This is a genomic window from Paenibacillus sp. J5, from assembly GCF_054955055.1.
This window is the reverse complement of the sequence record NZ_JBUEDD010000004.1, coordinates 444153-464299: the sequence shown is the minus strand read 5'-3', so window position 1 is coordinate 464299 and position 20147 is coordinate 444153. Positions and strand designations below refer to the sequence as shown.

General features: G+C 52.8%; 17 protein-coding genes and 1 riboswitch. Of the genes, 7 read left to right on the top strand and 10 right to left on the bottom strand.

Annotated features, from left to right (window positions below):
* Positions 1 to 293 precede the first annotated feature (293 nt).
* Positions 294 to 1205: a putative sporulation protein YtxC gene (gene ytxC / locus ACY1JZ_RS09620; protein ID WP_270164972.1), complete on the bottom strand. Its 912-nt coding sequence runs from the start codon at positions 1203 to 1205 to the stop codon at positions 294 to 296.
* A 181-nt stretch (positions 1206 to 1386) separates the two neighbouring features.
* Between ytxC and ACY1JZ_RS09615 the strand changes: the two genes are divergently transcribed.
* Entirely contained in the window at positions 1387 to 2904 is a 1518-nt protein-coding gene (locus tag ACY1JZ_RS09615) for a methyl-accepting chemotaxis protein (RefSeq protein ID WP_462628996.1), read from the top strand.
* A gap of 50 nt (positions 2905 to 2954) precedes the next feature.
* Here ACY1JZ_RS09615 and mqnC read toward each other — a convergent pair whose 3' ends face one another.
* From mqnC to metA, 4 genes are all read right to left on the bottom strand, one after another.
* Positions 2955 to 4088 (bottom strand): cyclic dehypoxanthinyl futalosine synthase, encoded by a 1134-nt coding sequence (gene mqnC, locus ACY1JZ_RS09610; protein WP_462628995.1) that lies wholly within the window; start codon positions 4086 to 4088, stop codon positions 2955 to 2957.
* Between the two features lie 180 nt (positions 4089 to 4268).
* The gene (locus ACY1JZ_RS09605) at positions 4269 to 5435 is read right to left on the bottom strand and encodes a trans-sulfuration enzyme family protein (protein WP_462628994.1); all 1167 of its coding nucleotides are present in this window, start codon (positions 5433 to 5435) and stop codon (positions 4269 to 4271) included.
* 6 nt (positions 5436 to 5441) lie between these two features.
* Positions 5442 to 6602 (bottom strand): aminotransferase class I/II-fold pyridoxal phosphate-dependent enzyme, encoded by a 1161-nt coding sequence (locus ACY1JZ_RS09600; protein ID WP_462628993.1) that lies wholly within the window; start codon positions 6600 to 6602, stop codon positions 5442 to 5444.
* A 209-nt stretch (positions 6603 to 6811) separates the two neighbouring features.
* Positions 6812 to 7729 (bottom strand): homoserine O-acetyltransferase MetA, encoded by a 918-nt coding sequence (metA, locus tag ACY1JZ_RS09595; RefSeq protein ID WP_462628992.1) that lies wholly within the window; start codon positions 7727 to 7729, stop codon positions 6812 to 6814.
* Positions 7730 to 7937: 208 nt separating this feature from the next.
* Positions 7938 to 8046: riboswitch (SAM riboswitch) on the bottom strand.
* Between the two features lie 535 nt (positions 8047 to 8581).
* Between metA and corA the strand changes: the two genes are divergently transcribed.
* The 4 genes from corA to ACY1JZ_RS09575 all read left to right on the top strand — a co-directional run bounded on the left by corA (position 8582) and on the right by ACY1JZ_RS09575 (position 12594).
* On the top strand, positions 8582 to 9517 hold the full coding sequence (gene corA / locus ACY1JZ_RS09590) for a magnesium/cobalt transporter CorA (protein WP_270172579.1): 936 nt from the start codon (positions 8582 to 8584) through the stop codon (positions 9515 to 9517).
* 181 nt (positions 9518 to 9698) lie between these two features.
* Positions 9699 to 10601: a LysR family transcriptional regulator gene (locus ACY1JZ_RS09585; RefSeq protein WP_270164980.1), complete on the top strand. Its 903-nt coding sequence runs from the start codon at positions 9699 to 9701 to the stop codon at positions 10599 to 10601.
* Between the two features lie 38 nt (positions 10602 to 10639).
* On the top strand, positions 10640 to 11449 hold the full coding sequence (locus ACY1JZ_RS09580) for a histidinol-phosphatase (protein ID WP_462628991.1): 810 nt from the start codon (positions 10640 to 10642) through the stop codon (positions 11447 to 11449).
* Between the two features lie 266 nt (positions 11450 to 11715).
* Entirely contained in the window at positions 11716 to 12594 is an 879-nt protein-coding gene (locus tag ACY1JZ_RS09575; protein ID WP_462628990.1) for an EamA family transporter, read from the top strand.
* A gap of 110 nt (positions 12595 to 12704) precedes the next feature.
* On the opposite strand, the gene ACY1JZ_RS09570 is transcribed toward ACY1JZ_RS09575, so the two are convergent.
* Positions 12705 to 13736: a FecCD family ABC transporter permease gene (locus ACY1JZ_RS09570; protein ID WP_462628989.1), complete on the bottom strand. Its 1032-nt coding sequence runs from the start codon at positions 13734 to 13736 to the stop codon at positions 12705 to 12707.
* Positions 13736 to 14782, bottom strand: a complete 1047-nt coding sequence (locus ACY1JZ_RS09565) for a FecCD family ABC transporter permease (protein ID WP_270164988.1) — start codon at positions 14780 to 14782, stop codon at positions 13736 to 13738. Before ACY1JZ_RS09565 ends, ACY1JZ_RS09570 begins: the two co-directional genes overlap by 1 nt.
* Before the next feature lie 238 nt (positions 14783 to 15020).
* On the opposite strand from ACY1JZ_RS09565, the gene ACY1JZ_RS09560 reads away from it, so the two are divergent.
* Positions 15021 to 15329 (top strand): winged helix-turn-helix transcriptional regulator, encoded by a 309-nt coding sequence (locus ACY1JZ_RS09560; protein WP_270164990.1) that lies wholly within the window; start codon positions 15021 to 15023, stop codon positions 15327 to 15329.
* A 147-nt stretch (positions 15330 to 15476) separates the two neighbouring features.
* Here the strand turns inward: ACY1JZ_RS09560 and sdhB are convergent, their stop codons facing one another.
* Genes sdhB through ACY1JZ_RS09545 form a run of 3 tightly spaced genes read right to left on the bottom strand, consistent with a single transcriptional unit; the run spans position 15477 to position 18736 of the window.
* On the bottom strand, positions 15477 to 16241 hold the full coding sequence (gene sdhB, locus ACY1JZ_RS09555; protein ID WP_270164992.1) for a succinate dehydrogenase iron-sulfur subunit: 765 nt from the start codon (positions 16239 to 16241) through the stop codon (positions 15477 to 15479).
* 26 nt (positions 16242 to 16267) lie between these two features.
* Positions 16268 to 18019, bottom strand: a complete 1752-nt coding sequence (gene sdhA / locus ACY1JZ_RS09550) for a succinate dehydrogenase flavoprotein subunit (protein ID WP_270164994.1) — start codon at positions 18017 to 18019, stop codon at positions 16268 to 16270.
* A 45-nt stretch (positions 18020 to 18064) separates the two neighbouring features.
* Positions 18065 to 18736, bottom strand: a complete 672-nt coding sequence (locus ACY1JZ_RS09545) for a succinate dehydrogenase cytochrome b558 subunit (RefSeq protein ID WP_462628988.1) — start codon at positions 18734 to 18736, stop codon at positions 18065 to 18067.
* Positions 18737 to 19045: 309 nt separating this feature from the next.
* Here ACY1JZ_RS09545 and ACY1JZ_RS09540 point away from each other — a divergent pair, with 309 nt between their 5' ends.
* Positions 19046 to 19945, top strand: coding sequence for a LysR family transcriptional regulator (locus tag ACY1JZ_RS09540; protein ID WP_462628987.1), 900 nt, complete (start codon positions 19046 to 19048; stop codon positions 19943 to 19945).
* The last annotated feature ends 202 nt before the right edge of the window (positions 19946 to 20147 follow it).

The following is a 20147-nucleotide window of genomic DNA, read 5'->3' as shown; positions in this document are numbered from 1 at the left end:
ACCGGCGTAGCAGAGGCACATTAATATCCGCTTGCCGTATCCTTGAGTCATCCGGTAACGGGGATGATCCGGCATGGCATACACACTACGTCAAGCTTCCGCCATACAGCTCCAAAGGGGTAGCATAAATGCCGTGTCATCGGGGGGAAATCGCAGCCAAGTTTCCTCTCTCTGAGCCGTGTCCGCCGGCATGCCTTATCTTTGTCATAGCTGTTCGCCGCTTCATCATAGATGATGAAAGCTTCATAATGGTTCCATTATACTTGGCGGCTTTTGTATAAGTCAATAGCCCACTACACTTCGTAAAATGCCTGGCAGCTCACACAACTGGCACATAGCATAACACGGTCGCCAAAGATCGATTGGATTGTTCGAATCACCTGCTGGTCATGCAGCTTGGAATGAATGACGATCTGTCTGGGAGATGCCGCAATGAGCGAGCTGACTACACGATCTTCGACATTCATCTCCGCCTCAAGCATCTCTGCGACGATCCGATCCGAGTGCTTGTATTCCAGCGGTCTTAACTGATAGTTGCATAGCTGAAACTGTCCGTCATCCAGTTGGAACAGGTGAACGACCGTTGTCTTCGTATCCTGCAAGCCAACAAAATAACGCAGCAATGAAATAAAATCCTGATACTGCTTCTCCATTATATATTCATCCACCGCGTACTCAACGGTTTCCTTAAGCATACGCCAGTACAGCGACAGTCTGAATGCAACGAAGCCCTGCACATGGATGAAGGGACTGTCCTTCATGAACATCTGTAGCTCCTCGGTAATTTTGCTGTGGCGCCTCATCCAGTCTGCCAGTTGTTCATCCTGAACAGGAGTAGGCTTCTCCTTCTCCCCGTACAGCAGTTGGCGGCATATTTTCTCCAGCTTCTCCAATTCATCTGCTTCTGTGTAGCCGGATTCTTTGCGCAGTACTGATCGCAGCAGGCCAGGCTCCAATTCATGCAGGATATAATTAGCCAGACCATCAGCCGCATGGCGGATGATCTCATGTCTGGACAATGGGGATGTCCCCTTGTCCGAAAGCTCCAGACAACGAATTCGCCCGTGCTTGGCATCAATATCCCATTCCAACGCATCTGCTCCGCTCGCGGTATGCAGCGGCGCAAAGGCTTCGCTTAAATATCGGGATAGCTTCCAAACCTCCTGCCCGTCGCGTGATGTCAGGCAAGCAGAAAATAGCTCCATATCCACACTCCCCTTCTTCCCTATTCAGTATATGGTCAGGAGATGGGGGATATACGATGAAGGATGTGGCAGCAGATTTGACGAATGATGTAGAATAATGTAGAAATTCATGGTATTTTATTATTTTATCTGCGATAATACGATCATAACTCATGCTCGTCTACATAAAGGAGAGAGACCTATGTTCAAGAAATCTGCATCGAACATCCCCCTTCAGTCTTTGCTGGAGGATAGTCGCCGGCTGGCACAGGCCATTGAGGCTGGTGATTCTCATCCGCGTCTGGCCGCAGCATCCGATGTCTCCAGTGAGCTGTTAGGCGATCTCATCACCAGCTTGAATCAGTCACTGGAGCTTCTGCAGCATCAGGCCGAAGACGCGGAGCTTCGTCTGAGGCTCGTGACCTCAGCGATTCAGGTTGGCTTATGGGATATGGACGTGATCGCTGGTGACCCTGTCAATCCCAATAATACATTCCAATGGAGTACCGAGTTCCGTCATATGCTAGGCTTCTCGGATGAGAATGATTTCCCCAACATATTGGATAGCTGGGCTTCCAGACTGCATCCCGATCATAAGGAAGTATCGCTGAAGGCCTTCGCCGATCACCTGAATGACCACTCGGGCCGAACGCCTTACGACATTGAATATCAGCTCCAACTGAAGAATGGAACCTACCGCTGGTTCCGGGCTACAGGTACGACAGAGCGGGACAAGCAAGGTGTGCCATTGCGCGTAGTGGGCGCTTTATTCGATATTCATGAGAAAAAGTTAAAGGAGCAAGAGCTTGAATCACTCGTTGTACGCTATGATCTGATCAATCGCGCGCTTGTGGAGGCGCCATGGGATATGACCGTGGTCGCAGGGGATGTCGTAAACCCTGACAATGAGTTTTGGTGGTCTCCCCAGTTCCGCAAGACGCTGGGCTTTCAGGACGAGAACGATTTCCCGAACGTCTTCAATAGTTGGAGCTCGCGATTACACCCCGAGGATCATGATAAGACGGTAGCCGCTTTTGCTGATCACCTGAACGATTATAGCGGTCAAACCCCGTATGAGGTTCAATATCGAATCATGCTGAAGAACGGGGAATATCGCTGGTTCCAGGCCGGAGGGGCGACGGTAAGGGATGTGGCTGGTGTACCTCTGCGGGTAGCGGGAACGATTCGGGATATTACATATGAGAAAAATAAAGAGCAGGTTGTCCAACAGATGAATGAGAAGACCCAGCAGCTTGCGGCCTCGATTACCGAGATGGCGAGCGCCATCCAATCCGTCACCATGCAGGCTCAGGAGCTGGCATCCGCCCAAGAGAAATCGGCTGGCGCCGCCACAGAAGCGAGCCAGAGCACAGAGGATATTAAATCGATCTCGATCTTCATTCGCGAGCTTGCCAACCAAACTAGCCTGTTAGGACTGAACGCGGCGATTGAGGCGGCCCGGGCGGGCGAGCTTGGCCGCGGCTTTGAGGTCGTAGCCCATGAGGTCCGCAAGCTGGCCGTTCACAGCTCGGAGGCCACGGTGAACATTGAGGCCAGCCTCAATGGTATGAAGGAACTAATGGAACAGATCCAATACCATATCGGCAGTATGTCGATATTGACCGAGTCTCAGGCTGCGTTGACCGAGCAAGTGAATGCATCCATGGATGAGATCAATCGAATGTCCGACGATCTCGTCCAATTTGCAAATAAAATATAGACAGCAAAAAACCGTGCAGCCAATGGAGCGTGCACGGTTCTTCGTATCTATCAGTTCTGCATCACAAAATCGTTCGACGCTTTCTCCGTCTCGTGATACACCTTCAAAATATTATACTTGGTATCGCGCTGCGCCGGAACCTTGCCAGCCTCGCGAATGAGCTGCAAAATCAGGTCGATATTGACCTTGTGCGTGGTGCCTGCCGCGGAGACGACATTCTCTTCAATCATTGTGCTGCCGAAGTCATTGCATCCATAGGACAAGGAGAGCTTGCCAATCTCTGGCCCCATCGTTACCCAGGAGGATTGGAAGTTCGGAATGTTGTCCAATGTAATCCGGCTGATCGCAAGCGTCTTGAGATATTCCTCAGGTGTTGCCTTCTCTCGCTTCATGTTCGTATTATCCGGCTGGAAGGTCCACGGAATGAAGGCAAGGAAGCCCTTGGACGAATAGCCATTCTCCAGACATTCATCTTGTGCATCGCGCACACGATGCAGATGGAGCGCCCGCTCCTCCATCTCCTCACCGAAGCCAATCACCATGGTAGCCGTCGTATTCATCCCGATCCGGTGCGCCGTCTTCATCACGTCCATCCAATCTGTCCACGATCCCTTTAACCGACTGATCTTGCGACGCGTGCGGTCATCCAGAATCTCCGCTCCCCCGCCTGGCAAGGAGTCGAGTCCCGCCTCATGAATCTGGCGAATAACCTCCTCCAGTGTCAGTCCATCCGATACTTCCTTCATCTTGTGAATCTCGGCTGGAGAGAAGGAATGCATCGTAATATTCGGAAAGCGCTGCTTGATCTTGCGCAGCAGGTCGGTGTAATACGAAAACTTGAGATTGGGGTTCGTGCCGCCCTGCATCAATATTTCCGTGCCGCCTACATCGACAGTCTCCTGAATTTTATTGAGGATGACCTCATCGTCCAGCACATATCCTTCCTCAGAGCCTGGACGCCGATAAAATGCGCAAAAACGGCAATATACATCGCAAACATTCGTATAGTTGACATTGCGGCCAACGACAAAGGTTGTCATCGGTTCGGGGTGATGCCTCAGCATGATCTGATTTGCTGCATGCCCCATTTTCTCGATTTCATCTGACTCGAAGAGCGTAATCGTATCCTCCACGTTGAGTCTTTGCCCCTGCAGCGCTTTGTTCAGTATCTGATCTACAGTCATTGCTCTGCCGCTCCTTCCCATCTATAAGCTGTCAATATTACATCTATGAATGAGCTCAGTCTATATTATGGCTAGCTAACCTGAATCCCCTGTTCCTATTAGTGTAACACAAATGGCGGACCCCCGTCACGCAAGAGGGAGTCCGCCAAATAATAGGTACATGGCGAGCCATGCAGCAAACTAGAATCGGAGCGCTTGCTCCAGATCTGCAATGAGATCGTCGATGTCCTCCAGACCGACTGAATAGCGCAGCAGCCCGTCAGTAATACCACGCTCATGCCGCACTTCCTTAGGCATCGCCGCATGTGACATCATGGCTGGATAGGACAGAATGCTCTCGACAGCCCCGAGGCTAACGGCAACAATCGGCAGCTTGACCCGACTAAGCACGGCCTTGGCCCGCTCGCCGCTGCCGACATCGAACGAGACCACTGCGCCATAGCCCGCTGACTGCTTCTCATGAATGGCGCGGCCAGGATGATTCTCCAGCCCAGGGTAGTACACCTGTGCTACTTCGGATTGACTGCTCAGCCAATGCGCCAGCTTATGTGCGCTGCGCTCGCTATGCTCCATACGCGCCTGCAGCGTCTTCATGCCGCGCATCAGCAGCCAGCTATCCTGCGGCCCCAGCACCGCCCCGATGCCGTTCTGAAGCTGCTTCACGCGCCGCCCGAGGCTCTCATCGGCCGCTACGACCAGACCAGCCAGCACATCGCTGTGACCACCGAGGAACTTGGTCGCGCTATGCAGCACCAGATCGACGCCCAATTCGATCGGTCGCTGATGGTACGGTGTCATGAACGTATTGTCCAGCATTGTGATGAGCCCATGCTCCTTCGCCCAACTGGCTACCTGCGCAATATCAGTAATCTTCAGCGTCGGGTTAGATGGCGTCTCCATCAGGATCGCTTTCGTATTAGGCTGGAGCGCATCGCGCACCGCATCAAAGTTGGTCATATCGACAAAGGTCGATTCGATGTTGAAGCGTGTCAGCACGGTCGTGAGCAGCCGATAGGTGCCGCCGTATACATCCTCTGTGACAATAATATGTTCTCCCGCCGACAGCAGCATCAATGCAGCAGAGATAGCTGCCATTCCCGAGCCAAACGCGAAGCCGCGCGTGCCGCCTTCCAGCAAGGTAATGTAATCCTCCAGCGCTTGACGTGTCGGATTGCCAGAGCGGCTGTAATCATACTCCGGCGGATTAAATATATCATGATGGTGAAAGGTAGAGGCTTGATAGATCGGCACGCTGGAGGCTCCGGTGGTCTTGTCCACCTCCGCGCCGAAATGGATCAGCTTGGTCGCAAACTGCTTGTCTCGTTGATTCGAATTGGATTCATTCATGGTTGATTAAGCCCCCTCAATTTCCAGCCTGGCTGCTTCCAGTGCTTGCTTCAGATCGGCAATTAGGTCATCGACATGCTCGATCCCTACAGAGAAGCGCAGCAGCCGGTCATCCACGCCCACCTGCTGGCGAATCTCCAATGGAATATCTGCATGGGTCTGAACCGCCGGATAGGTCATGAGCGATTCGACACCGCCCAGACTCTCCGCGAACGCGATCAGCCGAATATGGCGCAGCACAGGCTCCACGTAGCGAGCGTCCTTGACCTTGAACGAGAAAATGCCGGTGTTGCCTGAGGATTGCGCATTTTGAATATGGTGATGGGGATGAGACGGCAGCGCTGGGTAGAACACCTCATCGATCGCAGGATGCTCCTGCAAATAATTCGCCAGTACCGTCGCATTATGCTGATGACGCTCCATACGCAGGGCGAGTGTCTTCATCCCGCGCATCAGCAGCCAACTGTCCTGCGGCCCGAGCACCGCTCCAATCGAATTATGCAGAAACGCTATCTGCTCGGACAGCTCCTTGCCCTTGGTGACGATCAGACCGGCCAGCACATCATTATGTCCGCCCAAATATTTGGTCGCACTGTGAATGATGATGTCCGCTCCGAGCTCCAGCGGCCGCTGGAAATAAGGCGTCAGCAGCGTGTTGTCCACAATCGTCAACAAGCCGCGCTCCTTCGCCCAGCCACATACTTTGGCCAGGTCGGTAATCATCATCAGCGGGTTGGTCGGCGTCTCGATGAGCAGCGCCTTCGTATTGTCGCGACATGCTGCCGCAAGTGCATCCATATCGTTCGTGTCGACGTAGGAGGCACTGACCCCAAAACGCGACATCACTTGCTCCAGCAAGCGGTAGGTGCCGCCATACAGATCAAGCGAGACGATGAGATGGTCGCCCTGACTGAACAACGTGAGTATGGTCTGCACCGCGGCCATGCCGGTACTGCAAGCGAAGGCGGCATCGCCTGATTCCAGCTCGGCTGCTGCCTCCTCCAGAACAGCGCGTGTCGGGCTCTTGGTGCGCGCATAGTCAAATCCCGTGCTCTCCCCCAGCTTGGGATGACGGAAAGCAGTAGCCTGATAGATCGGAAAACTAACCGCCCCGGTGACGGGCTCTTTGATGGAACCAATTTGGGCCAAACGGCTTTCTATTCTCATAAAATGAAGAGCTCTCCTTTGCAACACATAATTGGAATGGATAGAACAGCTACTTTCTTGCGCGCACAACGGCTGCCGCCGTCGTATTTAGCGGTGAACGATGGCTCTTGAGCACGTTTAGGACACGCCCTAAATATATCAAGACCACCGCACACTATACAGCCTTGGCCATTAGCCTGACGGACTGCCTCGAAACTGCCTCAGGAAGACTATATGCCTGCTCCCAGCTCGTAAGGCGTCTCCTGATACACATAGTAGTTCAGCCAGTTGGAGAACAGCAGGTTGGCATGAGCACGCCAGGTAGACAGCGGCTGACGGCTGGCGTCGTCGCCCGGATAATAGTTCTTAGGAATATTGACCTTCATTCCCTTGGCAACATCACGGTCGTACTCAAACTTCAAGGTTGTCGGGTCATACTCCGAATGGCCGGTAACGAAGAACTGCCGCCCGTTCTTGGAAGCCACAATATAGACGCCGGACTCCTCCGATTCAGACAAAATCTCCAGGTCTGCAACCTGTTCAATTTCATCGCGCCTTACCTCGGTATGGCGGGATTGCGGCACGTTGAACAGCTCATCAAAGCCGCGAAGCAGCTTCACATTGCGCTTGCTGACCGTATGCGGATAGACGCCGAATATTTTCTCGTCCAGATCATACTTCCGAATGCCGTAATGATGGTACAGCCCCGCCTGTGCAGCCCAGCATATGTGGAAGGTCGAGGTGACATTGCTAATGCTCCAATCCATAATCTGTTTAAGCTCTTCCCAGTAGTTGACCTCCTCAAACTCCAATTGCTCGACAGGAGCTCCCGTGATGATTAAGCCATCGAAGCGCTTGTGGGCAATCTCGTCAAAGGTCTTATAGAAGCTCTCCAGATGGTCCGCCGATGTGTTCTTGGACACATGTGTTTTGGGATGAAGCAGCACCATCTCGACCTGCAGTGGAGTATTGCCAATCAGACGCAAAAGCTGTGTCTCGGTCGTCTCCTTGGTCGGCATCAGATTCAATATTACAATTTGGAGCGGACGAATATCCTGATGATACGCCACGCTCTCATCCATCACAAATATATTCTCTTTCGTTAATACTTCCTTCGCAGGAAGACCGTCTGGAATCTTGATCGGCATGTTGCTCACTCCTTCATTGTTCAGTATAGTTTCAGCTCCAGTTCGAAAGGCATATACACGTAACGGCTGTTCCCGTCCTTGACGGCTAAGCTTCGTTTCGCGTAGATATAGAAGCACATATAAGGCGGACAGCACTTATACATTCTTGTATATCAAAAAAACCTTTCTCCATAGCATGAGAAAGGGTCGTATACTTGTTATCACGCCTCTCTCATCTGTCAGAGACACCGTGGATGTCTCCGCAAGAATTAGCACCGTGCATTATGCCGGTTGCCGGGCTTCATAGGGCTAGTCCCTCCGCCTGCTCTTGATAAGAAATGCTTGCTATTCAATTGCGCGCCTCATCAGCAATTGCAGACCATACAGCCCACACTGCTATTTTTAACTTTATCGTATTCCGTTATCCTCGTCAAGTACCCATCAGGAACCTTGTTGAGGCTTTTTTCGCTAGGTTGGCGCAGGATAAGCCGAGAAGAAGCCAGCACGCTCGCCTCCCCGATATTGCACACAGGCCGGTGTCCAGATGCATACCATACATAATAGAAGGGCGACTGATTTATATCTTGAATGTAACGGGATGTACAGAGTATACTAGACAAGGATTGTCCAATGACTATTGGCAAAGAAAGGGGTGCGTAAGCCGCATGGAAGGCGATCGACCGAGGCCCAAGACGAGCAAGATTTACCCATACAGCCGGTACGAACAGCAGCCCCGGATGCGCCGCGGCTTTTTGCGCTTATTGCCTCTCGTTGTGGCATAGTGTGCCATAAGAGCCGCAATGCTTCGCTGTGCGCTGTCCTCGTGCCTGCTGCTAGCTGTGCAGCATGAAGGAAGCGAAGGGAGTGATACCAGTGAAGATTCGGCTGGTTAACAATGGCGTGTTTGAAGTAATTGAAGACATCGAGGTGGCGGTGACCCCGCCCGCACAAGGTTTTTACTGGATCGATGCCGACATTGAGGACTTGGCTGTGCTGCAGCCGTTGTTCGGCATGCATGATCTGGCTGTCGAGGATTGTATCCATGATGAAGAGCAGCGTCCTAAGATTGAAATTCATGAAAGCCATTATTTTATAGTTGTCAACAGCATTCGCTTCGATGATGAGGAGATTTTCCTGCGGGCGCTTAATATTTTCCTCGGGCGGCATTATATCATTACCGTCACGAAGCAACGTATCAACGAGCTGCGCTCTCTCAAGCCTATACTGTGGGAGCAGGAGGTCAACCGTCCTGACCGTTTTCTCTATCACCTCATAGATCTGGTTGTCGATAACTACTTCATCGTCAGCGACCGGATCGAGGCTCGAATCGAGAAGCTTGAGGAAGATATTCTGATGAACACCAAGAAGACGCATCTCAATGAGATCATCGGTCTGCGAAGTGAGATTCTATGGCTCAAGAAGGCGCTCGGCCCGCAAAAGGAAGTGGTCGCTACCTTGAACAAGAAAGAGCTGAGGCTGATCGACGAGAAGCTGCAAAAGTATTTCGGTGATATCTACGAGAACGCTGTGAAGATCAGCGAAGCCTTTGAGACGTATCGCGACCTGATGGGCAACCTGCGTGAAGCCTATCAGTCCTCCATCGCCAGCCGCGCCAATGAGATCATGCGAGTATTTACGGCGCTGACCACCATTTTCATGCCGCTCACTTTTATTACGGGCATCTACGGCATGAACTTTGATTATATTCCCGGCCTGCATGCTCCCGGCGCCTCCTTTGTATTATTAGGCTTTATGCTGCTGGTTGGCCTGGGCATGTTCTTTCTATTTCGCAAAAAGGGTTGGCTGTAGTTGCTTGCGTGGAACCGGGGCGTCGTCCCTGGTTCCCTTTTTATAAGTTAGCTCGCCCAATTATCCTGCAACCGCTTCTAAGACCTCTTGCGCTTTGCCGCAGCGCGTTCGTTCCCCTATAATAGAGATAACGTTTCATGTGACGTCTGAATTCATTATTACGAATCCCGGGAGGAATGTAATGAACATTAGCCAGCTTGAAACGCTGCTCGCTATTTCCAAGACGATGAGCTTTCGGAAAGCAGGCGAGCTGCTTAATCTGACGCAACCCGCCGTCTCTGCCCAAATCAAGAGCCTGGAGGAAGAATTCAAGACGGTCCTGATCGACCGCAGCCAGCCGGTCACGCTGACAGATCGCGGACAAGTATTTCTCGATCATGCCGAGCGGATACTGAGCGTTGTCGAGGAGCTGAAGCAGAAGCTGTATGACCTGAATCAGACACCGCAGGGGCATATTGTGCTCGGCACAACGACCTCGATAGCGATTCAGATATTGCCTCGGGTGCTGTCCTACTTCCAGGATCAGTTCCCACTCATCAAGACAACGATCCATTCCATGCCCTCCTCCCACGTGCTGACCAGTGTGGAGAAAGGCGCGGTAGACATCGGCATCACCTATCTGTCGGAGCGCAATCCCAACATTGAGACCTCCATCCTCTACTATGATACATATGAGCTTGTGGTGTCCCCTGCCCATCCACTGAGCGCTTTAAAACATACGACAGTGGATAAGCTAAAGGATATTCCCTTTATTATGCTCTCTCCAGACACGTATGGACGTCGCTTCATAGACAAAATGTTCCGTAATTACGGCATTGAGCCCAACATTGTCATGGAGCTGTCCAGCAGTGAGGAGGTTAAGCGGATGGTGGAGCTGGATCTTGGCGTGGCCATTGTGTCCAAGCTGTCGATCTCAACTGAGCTGTCGCGCGGCTCGCTCAAGATGATCAACATCAACGAGCTGGAGCTAACCCATCCCATCGGCGTTGCCTACAAGTCCGGTCGCTATCTGAGCTCGGCTATGCAGCAATTTCTCAGCGATCTGAAGGGAATGCCGGAGTATCATTTTATTGGCAGCGAATAGCATCATGGATGAATTACAGGAGGAGGGCGAGCAACGCGATGAAATTTGATCTGCACACCCATCATGAACGATGCGGACACGCTGACGGAGCGATTGAGGCTTATATTCAGGCCGCGATTCAGGCCGAATTGCAGGTCATTGGCATCTCGGATCATTCACCCTATTTCGCCAGCGATAAGGATCAGCCATTGCCGCATATTGCCATGGCGCGCAGCGAATTTCCCAACTATGTGCGGGAGGTGCTGGAGCTAAAGGCCAAATACGAAGGGCGCATCGAGGTGCTGCTCGGCGTGGAGTCCGATTATTATCCCGAGCTGTGGCCCATCTACAAGGCCGAATATAACAACTATCCCATGGATTATATCATCGGCTCGGTTCACCAGACACGCGGAGTCAGCATCTTCAACAAGAAGCGCTGGAACAACCTGAGTGAGAAGGAGAAGATCAGGGAGAAGGAGCATTACTATCATCTGATCGCCGAATCCGCTCGCTGCGGCCTGTTCCAGTCCCTAGGTCATATCGATGCAATGAAGGGCTATTATCCCGCCTTCTCCGATATTCCTGCTGCTGAGGCGATTGACAAGGCGCTGCGGACGATTGCAGATGCCGGTGTCGCGATCGAGATTAATACATCGGGCAAGACGAAGTATGCCGGCGGCTGGTACCCGTCAGATGATATTTTGGAGCGAGCGTGCCATTTTGGCGTTACCGTGACGTTCGGCTCCGATGCTCACCTGCCCTCGCGCATCGGCGACGACTTTGAGCTTGTCCGCACCCGATTGAGAGAGATCGGCTATACAAGCTGGGTCTTCTTCCGACAGAAGCACCCGGTTACAGTCCAACTCTAGGTCGTGTCTGACACGACCTGGCTACATATGGCTGATTCGCGTCGCTCCTTAACAGGTGGCGTTGGATCAGCCATTATTTATGGCTTGATGATTCGACCGCGGTCATCAGGGCAAAAAAAGTGGACCCACATCAGCGGGTCCCAAGACGTTCTATATTAAAAAAGGGGGTCTTGGTTATTATAATAGCCCATCAGTATGAAAAGACGATAACAGAAAGATTTCAATTGTGTAACAAATCATAATGAATGCAAAGGATGACATCGAACATGTGGCTTTGGATCGCCATCAGCAGTGCGCTGCTGTTCGGATTGACCGGATTATGGATGAAAGTATCCCAAATGAAGCAAGGCTCTGTACATACGCTGCTGTTGGGCTTGTATATGACAGGAACACTTGGCTTTGCCATTCATGCCATCACCCAAGGCGTACTATTCGCCGCGCTGCTGGACTGGCGCTACTGGATGGCTGGCGCAATCGTTGGTGCCGGCTCTGCATGGGGCAACGCGCTGTTCATGAAGGCGCTGGACTACGGACCGGCCTCACTGACTTCCCCTCTCACTAATATCAACATTGTTCTGGTCGTCATGATGGGCACCTGGGTATATGGCGAGTCGCTGAACTGGATGGAGACGACTGGCATTGCACTGCTGCTGCTTGCCGTTGCGCTCATCTCAATTCGCCGTAAAGAGTCGCTCTCTGCGCCTCACAAGCGTTGGTATATCTATGTAGCCGTCGCCATTATCTTATTCGCCCTGCGCAATGGCGGGCTGAAAGTGACCGAGGAGCTTCATATGGCCTCCGCTTCCGTCTTGTTCATTGCCTACCTGCTATCCATCATCTGGTTCTTCCCTCCCGCCTGGCGAGAGTGGTCGATATGGAGACGACAGCCCTCCTCCAGTTTCCTCGCCAAGCTGCGGACGGGTCTGGTATGGGGGCTGCTATCCGGCATCTTCTCCTATGGCGGGCTTCAACTGTACGCGATCGCTTTGGAGACGGGCCCGTCCAATCTGGCTGCGCCCATCTTCGCCACCAACAGTCTTGTCGTTGCAGTAGGAGCTATCGTGCTGTACCGCGAGCGATTGAGTCTGTTGCAGTTAGCGGCACTGCTCTGCATGATGGTCGGCCTGGTTATCATCCGTCTGTAGCCGGCCGCCAGAAGGTCACAGAACAAGCCTACGGGCTCGTTAACATACAGAAGGGGTCTCCTGTTAGCCAACTTCACCTATGGCTAATGGGAGACCCCTCTGCTCTTGTCCTACACGCGCGAACGGGAAAGCAGATAGAGGAAATACGGTGCGCCGATAACGGCTACGACAATGCCTGTCGCAATCTCGGAGGGCGCACTGATCGTCCGCCCGATCGTATCCGCGACCAGCACGAGCAAGGCGCCGATCAATGCTGAGGCGGGCAACGAGAATTGATGCTGCGGCCCCACCAGCCTGCGTGCCAGATGCGGCGCTACCAAGCCGACGAAGCCGATTCCTCCGCCTACGGCGACACTGCTTGCCGCCAGACCTACGGCGACAGCTAGCATAATAAGCCGATCCTTCTCCACAGGGGCGCCCAATCCCGTAGCTGTCTGCTCGCCCAGCGACAGAATATTGAGCGTCTTCGCCTTGGAGAACGCCAGCGGCACGAGGATGAGAAACCAGGGTAGATGCGCAAAGACGAAATCCCATTTCGTCCCCCAGATGCTGCCCGCAATCCATACCTGCACGAACTGGAACTGGTTCGGGTCAAGACGAATCGTCAAGATAATCATGGCCGCAGAGATGCCGGCCTGCACCCCGATGCCGACAAGCAGCAGCCGGATCGGCGACAAGCCCTGATGGCGCTTGAACGCCAGCATATAGATGAGCAATGCCGTCACCCCTGCTCCGAATAACGCCAGGAACGGCATCATAAACGGCGAGGCCGAGGTCTTGAGCGGGAACAGATATACATAGAGCACGACGACCAGCCCTGCCCCGGCGTTAATGCCGAGAATGCCGGAGTCGGCAAGCGCATTGCGTGTAATGCCTTGCAGGATGCAGCCAGACACGGCAAAGCAAGCCCCGATCAGCATGGAGATCACAATCCGCGGCAGACGAAAGTCGATAATGACAAGTCGTTGCCGGTCATCCCCGAAGCCGAACAGCGTCTTAATGACTTGCCATGGCCCAAGCTTGATCTCTCCTGAATTAATAGCGACAATAAACATGACCAGCAGGAAGGCTCCGAGTGCAGACATGACCAGAACGGCTCGCCGCGAACGGGCTTTCTCAGATAAGGCTTGTTGAGGCTGCATTACATCTCCCTCCTTTGCTTTCTGGCAAGATAGAGGAAGAAGGGCACGCCAATAACCGCAATCAATGCGCCTACAGGCGTCTCGGCTGGCGGATTGACCAACCGTGCAGACAGGTCTGCGGTAACCATGAGCAGCGAACCGAGAATGGCGGAGCAGGGAATCACCCAACGGTAATCCACTCCCACGAGGAAGCGGGTGAGATGCGGAATGATCAGCCCGACAAATCCGATCGAGCCGACGAGCGATACCGCGGCCCCAGCCAATACAAATACAAAGATCATGCCGATGATCTTCACCAGACGTGTGCGCTGACCCAGGCCGGTAGCAATATCATCGCCAAGACTGAGCAGTGTGATCGAACGGGATAATGCCATTGCCCCCAGCAGTGCGGCAATGACCCAAGGCAGTACCACTTTGATATGTATCCATTTGGCTCCGGCGACTCCCCCTGCGTAGAAGAAGGCCAGATCTTGTCCAATGTTATAATGGATGGAGATGCCTTCGCCCAGCGCGACCAGCAATGCGCTGACCGCAGCTCCGGCAAGCGCCAGTCTGACGGGACTTAATCCGCCGCGCGCCAGCGAGCTGATGCCGAAGACCAGACCAGCCCCGAACGCAGCTCCAGCTAATGAGAAGAACATGAGATACAGAAACGGCAGCCCTTTCAAAAAGGCAAAGCAGAGCACCATGGCAAATGCAGCTCCCGCGTTAATGCCGAGCAGACCCGAGTCAGCAAGCGGGTTGCGTGTCATGCCCTGCATGATCGCCCCGGCAACCGCAAAACCGGCGCCCACCAGTGCCGCAGCCAATGCGCGAGGCATGCGAAGCTCATGGATGATCTGATGCTCTGAGCTGTCCGGGTTAAAGTGAGTTAATGATTCCCATACCATGGATAGTGGGATTTGCTTGGCTCCGAAAGCGATCGAAGCCGCCATCCCAAGCGCCAGTGCAATTAGCCCCCCGATGATGATCAGGGAAGCAGCTACGGGCCTCGACTTCAGCTTCGGTGCCGAGGCCGAGGAGGCTTGTTCTAATTCTGAAGACATGACGACCACCTTTACTATGATGACAGCATTATATGATAATAATTCTCAGTATCATTATATAGTAGAACCGCTCACGCGGCAACACCTCTAGGCATAAAAAGGCAGTAATTAATCCACTTTATTATGGGCATCTTAATAAAGTTAATATTGTTTTTATAGTTTATTGCTTTTTGTTAAAACTGACTTACCTTTTCCGCTTCATCGTGATACAATATAAGCTATAAGTGGGGTGAATACCGTGGACTATTCAAAGATGTGTCCGAAGTACGAATCCGCCATCGAATTGTTAGGAAAGAAATGGACTGGGTTAATTATCCGAGTGCTGCTTGGCGGACCTAAACGCTTCAAAGAAATAAAGGAACAGATTCCGGAGATGAGCGACAAGATGTTGACTGACCGGATGAAGGAGCTGGAGACGCTCGACATTGTAAAACGAACTGTATACCCTGAAATGCCGGTTCGTATCGAATATGAACTGACAGATAAAGGACACGGACTGGAGCCTGTTATCCTGTCCATCCAGGATTGGGGCGAGCATTGGATGTAAATCCTCTGCTGGCCTTTTTTGCTCACGGGTCTATAGAGGGTGACTGAGATACGCCCTCTGCCCCACACAGCGGGAATATAGCGCAATACTATTAAAGAAGCCGTGAACCGCCCGAGGAGGGATGTTCACGGCTTCTTCTATTGATGACTACATACCGAGCCATTGCTTGAATAGCTGCTTGGTCGTATCCTTGTTGATCGCTGCGATCGAGGTCGTGAGCGGAATGCCCTTCGGACAGGCGCGCACACAGTTCTGCGAGTTGCCGCAGCCTTCGATCCCGCCATCGGACATAAGCGTCTCGAGACGCTCTTCCTTGTTCATCTCACCTGTCGGATGCGCATTGAACAGACGCACCTGGGAGATCGCCGCAGGGCCGATAAAGCTGTTGCGGTCATTCACATTCGGACATGCCTCCAGGCAGACGCCGCAGGTCATGCACTTGGACAGCTCGTAAGCCCATTGACGCTTCGTTTCCTTCATCCGTGGCCCAGGCCCCAGATCATAGGTGCCATCAATCGGAATCCATGCCTTGACCCTCTTGAGCGCGTTGAACATCCGGTCACGGTTAATGACCAGGTCGCGCACAACCGGGAAGGTTCTCATCGGCTCCAGACGGATCGGCTGCTCCAGCTTATCGATCAGCGCCGTACAGGCCTGTCTTGGCTTACCGTTGATAACCATCGAGCATGCGCCGCACACTTCCTCCAGACAGTTGGAATCCCAACAGACCGGAGCGGTTTTCTGCCCGTCATCTTTCACCGGATTGCGCTGAATTTCCATCAGTGCGCTGATGACGTTCATATTGGGACGATACGGAATTTCAAATGTTTCCTTGTAAGGCTGCGAGTCCGGTTTGTCCTGCCGGGTGATCACAAACTTGATTGTCTTTTTGTCCACTGTCGTTTCAGCCATCTTCATTCTCCTTCCTGCAGCTTCGCTTACTTCTTCTTATCCGTTGTATAGTCGCGTTTACGAGGCGTGATGAGGGATACATCAATATCCTCATACGAGATTTTCGGGCCGTCTGCTGTCCACTTGGCCTTGGTCGTCTTCATGAAGTGATCATCGTCGCGTTCAGGGAAATCCGGCTTGTAGTGCGCTCCGCGGCTCTCGTTGCGCAGCAGCGCTCCCAGTGTCATCGCTTCGGCCAGCTCCAGCATGTTCCACAGTTGGCGTGTGAACGCTACGCCTGCGTTGTTCCAGTTATTGCTGTCGTTAATGTTGATCTTGCCGTAGCGCTGCTTCAGCTCCTTGATCTTGCCGATCGTCTCTTCCAGCTTCTTGTTGTAGCGCACAACGGTCATATTGTTCGTCATCCATTCACCCAGCTCGCGGTGAAGAACGTAAGCATTCTCGTTGCCGTTCATCTTGGTAATGCTCTCGTATTTGTCAACCTGGCGCTTCTTCTCGCGGTCGAATACTTTGGAGGATACATCATCGGCATACTTGCTCAGTCCCTTGATGTATTCCACTGCCTTCGGCCCTGCTACCATGCCGCCATAGATTGCCGATACGAGCGAATTCGCGCCCAGGCGATTCGCGCCGTGGTACTGGTATTCGCACTCGCCTGCAGCGAACAGGCCAGGGATATTCGTCATCTGGTTATAGTCAACCCACATGCCGCCCATCGAGTAGTGAACAGCAGGGAAAATTTTCATCGGGATTTTGCGCGGGTCATCGCCCATGAATTTCTCATAGATCTCGATGATGCCGCCCAGCTTGACATCCAGTTCCTTAGGGTCCTTGTGAGACAGATCCAGGTAGACCATATTCTCGCCGTTGATGCCCAGCTTCATGTCCACACACACACTGAAAATCTCGCGCGTTGCAATATCGCGCGGCACCAGGTTGCCATAGGCCGGATATTTCTCCTCCAGGAAGTACCATGGCTTGCCGTCCTTATACGTCCAGATGCGGCCGCCTTCGCCGCGTGCGGATTCAGACATGAGACGCAGCTTGTCATCGCCCGGAATGGCTGTCGGGTGAATCTGGATGAATTCGCCGTTCGCATAATCAACGCCCTGTTGGTACACGGCGCTCGCTGCCGTACCAGTGTTGATGACAGAGTTTGTCGATTTGCCGAAGATAATGCCAGGGCCGCCTGTTGCGAGAATAACGGCATCAGCAGATACCGTATGCACTTCCATCGAGCGCAGGTCCTGAGCCGAGACGCCACGGCATACGCCGTCGTCATCGATTACAGCGCCGAGGAACTCCCAGAATTCATACTTGGTCACAAGCCCTGCAGTCTCCCAACGACGCACTTGCTCGTCCAGCGCGTACAGCAGTTGCTGGCCGGTTGTAGCGCCTGCGAAAGCCGTGCGGTGATGCTTCGTGCCACCGAAGCGGCGGAAATCAAGCAAGCCCTCCGGTGTACGGTTGAACATGACGCCCATCCGGTCCATCAGATGGATAATGCCTGGCGCAGCATCGCACATCGCCTTGACTGGAGGCTGGTTAGCGAGGAAGTCGCCGCCATATACGGTATCGTCAAAGTGCTCCCATGGGGAATCGCCTTCCCCCTTCGTGTTGACAGCGCCATTGATGCCGCCCTGAGCACATACGGAGTGAGAACGCTTTACTGGTACAACTGAGAAGAGGTCGACGTGCACGCCTGCTTCAGCCGCCTTGATGGTTGCCATCAAGCCTGCCAGACCGCCGCCTACGACAATAACTTTATTTTTAGCCATAATTCAAATCGCTCCTTGTCTTCAAAACTACTGGTTCAGTACGCCTTAACCGATTGTGCGGAATACATCCAGCGCAGCAGCCGCTTCCTTGAACTCATCTCCGCGGAAAGCGTTCAGCGAGAGCAGGAACATCGCAGATACGATGACGAATACCGCCATCCAAATATATGAAGAAATCCGTTGAGCTCTCGGTCCGACAGTAATGCCCCAGCTAACAAGAAATGCCCACATGCCGTTCGCAAAGTGGAAGGTCGAAGCCAGAACGCCAATTACGTACAGTGTGAAGAACAGCGGGTTGGTTGCAATATTATGCATTGTCATGCCGAGCTGCTCATGGGTCACTTCCCCAATCGCTACCTGGAAGCGGGTCTGGTACACATGCCAGAACACAAAAATAAACGTAATTACACCGGAAATGCGTTGCAGCGCAAACGCCCAGTTACGTCCATAAGAGAATTGACCTGTATTCAGATTGGACTGGTACGCAATGTACAAGCCGTATACGCCGTGAAATAACAGCGGGAGGAATATGCCGAATATCTCCAGAAAATTAACCAACGGCAAGCTGTTAATAAAACTAACCGCGGCCTTGAAGCGCTCTGAACCTCCCTCCGCAGCAGCAAAATTCGTCAGCGCATGGGTCATGATGAACAGGCTGAGCGGGATCACGCCGAGCAGGGAATGCAGCTTGCGTGACAGATACGAATTTCCTTTCATAACTTTAGCTTTCTCCTTTCCAGACTGAGCGTGCTTTTTTTAAAACTCTTCCATTTTTAGAATTAAACCAAACTCCATTGTACTCCCGCCTCAGAGCAGCGTCAATAACTATACGGTCTGAATTTGACGGTCACACAATAGTCACAGTTCCTATCCTACTCCTTTTTCGCTTATAATGGAATTGCCTATTCCGTATAATCACTTATAAGTAAAATGCATAAGCGGAATAGAGCTCAAGCATATTTCTTTTTACTATTTGGCAATAAAGCTTATACTATGCTTATCAGCATAAATCATAAGGAGGTCAGCATGCTCGAAGAAATGCATGTGTTTGCCACCATCGTCGAGCAATCCAGCCTGAACCGCGCCTCTGCCCTGCTTAATGTGACGCAGCCGGCGCTCTCCCGCAAAATCAGCAAGCTCGAGGAGGAGCTTGGCGTGGAGCTGTTCAAGCGTGTTGGCAAGCGGCTCGAGCTTACCCGGATCGGCCGGATTACATATGAATTTGCCCTGGAGCTGCGCAAGCTGCAGCTTCGTTATCTACAGAGCGTGAATGAATTCAAGGCTGCGCGACATACGCTGCTGACGATCGGCGCCAGCCTGACGACCTTGCAGACGACGCTGCCCGACCTGATTCAAGTGATGAGCCAGGCAGCGCCTGATCTGGAGATCAAGGCAGTCACGGGCAAGACGCATGAGATTGTATCCCTTGTCCGCGAGCAAAAAGCGGATCTGGGCATCGTCGCCTCGGAGATCCATGAAGCCAGCCTGCACTGTATTCCGCTGTTCGACGATCATCTGCAGGTTGTTGTGCCGAAGAATCATTTTATTATGGACAAGGGCAGAGCCGAGATCAGCATCCTCAACGGGATGCCGATGATCCTGTTCTCCAAGGGAACGTGGTACCGCATATTAACAGACGAGCTGTTCTTAACCCATAACCTGTCGCCCGATGTTCGCATGGAGATCGATTCGTTCGAGGCGATATTGCGTCTGCTGCATACATGCCGGGCCGCCACGCTCCTCCCCAAATCCTATATGCGCGAGCAGATGCTGAGGGACAATGATCTGAGCGTGCTGGAGGTGGACGGACTGGAGCACACGAAACGAACGACCTCGCTGATCTACAACCGCTCTGCGGAGCTTCCCGGCTCGCTGCCGCTCTGGATTGAGGAGATCAAGTCCAGATTCCGGCTAGTGCAGGCTTGATGGTTGCTCAACAGCTTCTCCGTGCATTAATAACAGCATCACCAGGATTGCGCCTTTCCATTCCGCCTGCTCCTTCCCCTCATCGATCTCGCCAGCGGGAAGAGAGCAAGCGCCGCCAGCCTGAGCAGCAGCCGCTCTAAATTGGGTCCGCGGCACACCGCTCTCTGCCGCCGTCTCTGCCGCTCTCCCTGACTGCTTGCAG

Coding starts and splice junctions, on each gene's coding strand:
- ACY1JZ_RS09575 (WP_462628990.1), top strand. CDS start 11,716: ATGTGGCTTTGGATCGCCATCAGCAGTGCGCTGCTGTTCGGATTGACC.
- sdhB (WP_270164992.1), bottom strand. CDS start 16,241: ATGGCTGAAACGACAGTGGACAAAAAGACAATCAAGTTTGTGATCACC.
- ACY1JZ_RS09565 (WP_270164988.1), bottom strand. CDS start 14,782: ATGTCTTCAGAATTAGAACAAGCCTCCTCGGCCTCGGCACCGAAGCTG.
- ytxC (WP_270164972.1), bottom strand. CDS start 1,205: ATGGAGCTATTTTCTGCTTGCCTGACATCACGCGACGGGCAGGAGGTT.
- ACY1JZ_RS09580 (WP_462628991.1), top strand. CDS start 10,640: ATGAAATTTGATCTGCACACCCATCATGAACGATGCGGACACGCTGAC.
- sdhA (WP_270164994.1), bottom strand. CDS start 18,019: ATGGCTAAAAATAAAGTTATTGTCGTAGGCGGCGGTCTGGCAGGCTTG.
- ACY1JZ_RS09545 (WP_462628988.1), bottom strand. CDS start 18,736: ATGAAAGGAAATTCGTATCTGTCACGCAAGCTGCATTCCCTGCTCGGC.
- ACY1JZ_RS09540 (WP_462628987.1), top strand. CDS start 19,046: ATGCTCGAAGAAATGCATGTGTTTGCCACCATCGTCGAGCAATCCAGC.
- metA (WP_462628992.1), bottom strand. CDS start 7,729: ATGCCGATCAAGATTCCAGACGGTCTTCCTGCGAAGGAAGTATTAACG.
- ACY1JZ_RS09605 (WP_462628994.1), bottom strand. CDS start 5,435: ATGAATGAATCCAATTCGAATCAACGAGACAAGCAGTTTGCGACCAAG.
- ACY1JZ_RS09615 (WP_462628996.1), top strand. CDS start 1,387: ATGTTCAAGAAATCTGCATCGAACATCCCCCTTCAGTCTTTGCTGGAG.
- mqnC (WP_462628995.1), bottom strand. CDS start 4,088: ATGACTGTAGATCAGATACTGAACAAAGCGCTGCAGGGGCAAAGACTC.
- ACY1JZ_RS09585 (WP_270164980.1), top strand. CDS start 9,699: ATGAACATTAGCCAGCTTGAAACGCTGCTCGCTATTTCCAAGACGATG.
- ACY1JZ_RS09570 (WP_462628989.1), bottom strand. CDS start 13,736: ATGCAGCCTCAACAAGCCTTATCTGAGAAAGCCCGTTCGCGGCGAGCC.
- ACY1JZ_RS09600 (WP_462628993.1), bottom strand. CDS start 6,602: ATGAGAATAGAAAGCCGTTTGGCCCAAATTGGTTCCATCAAAGAGCCC.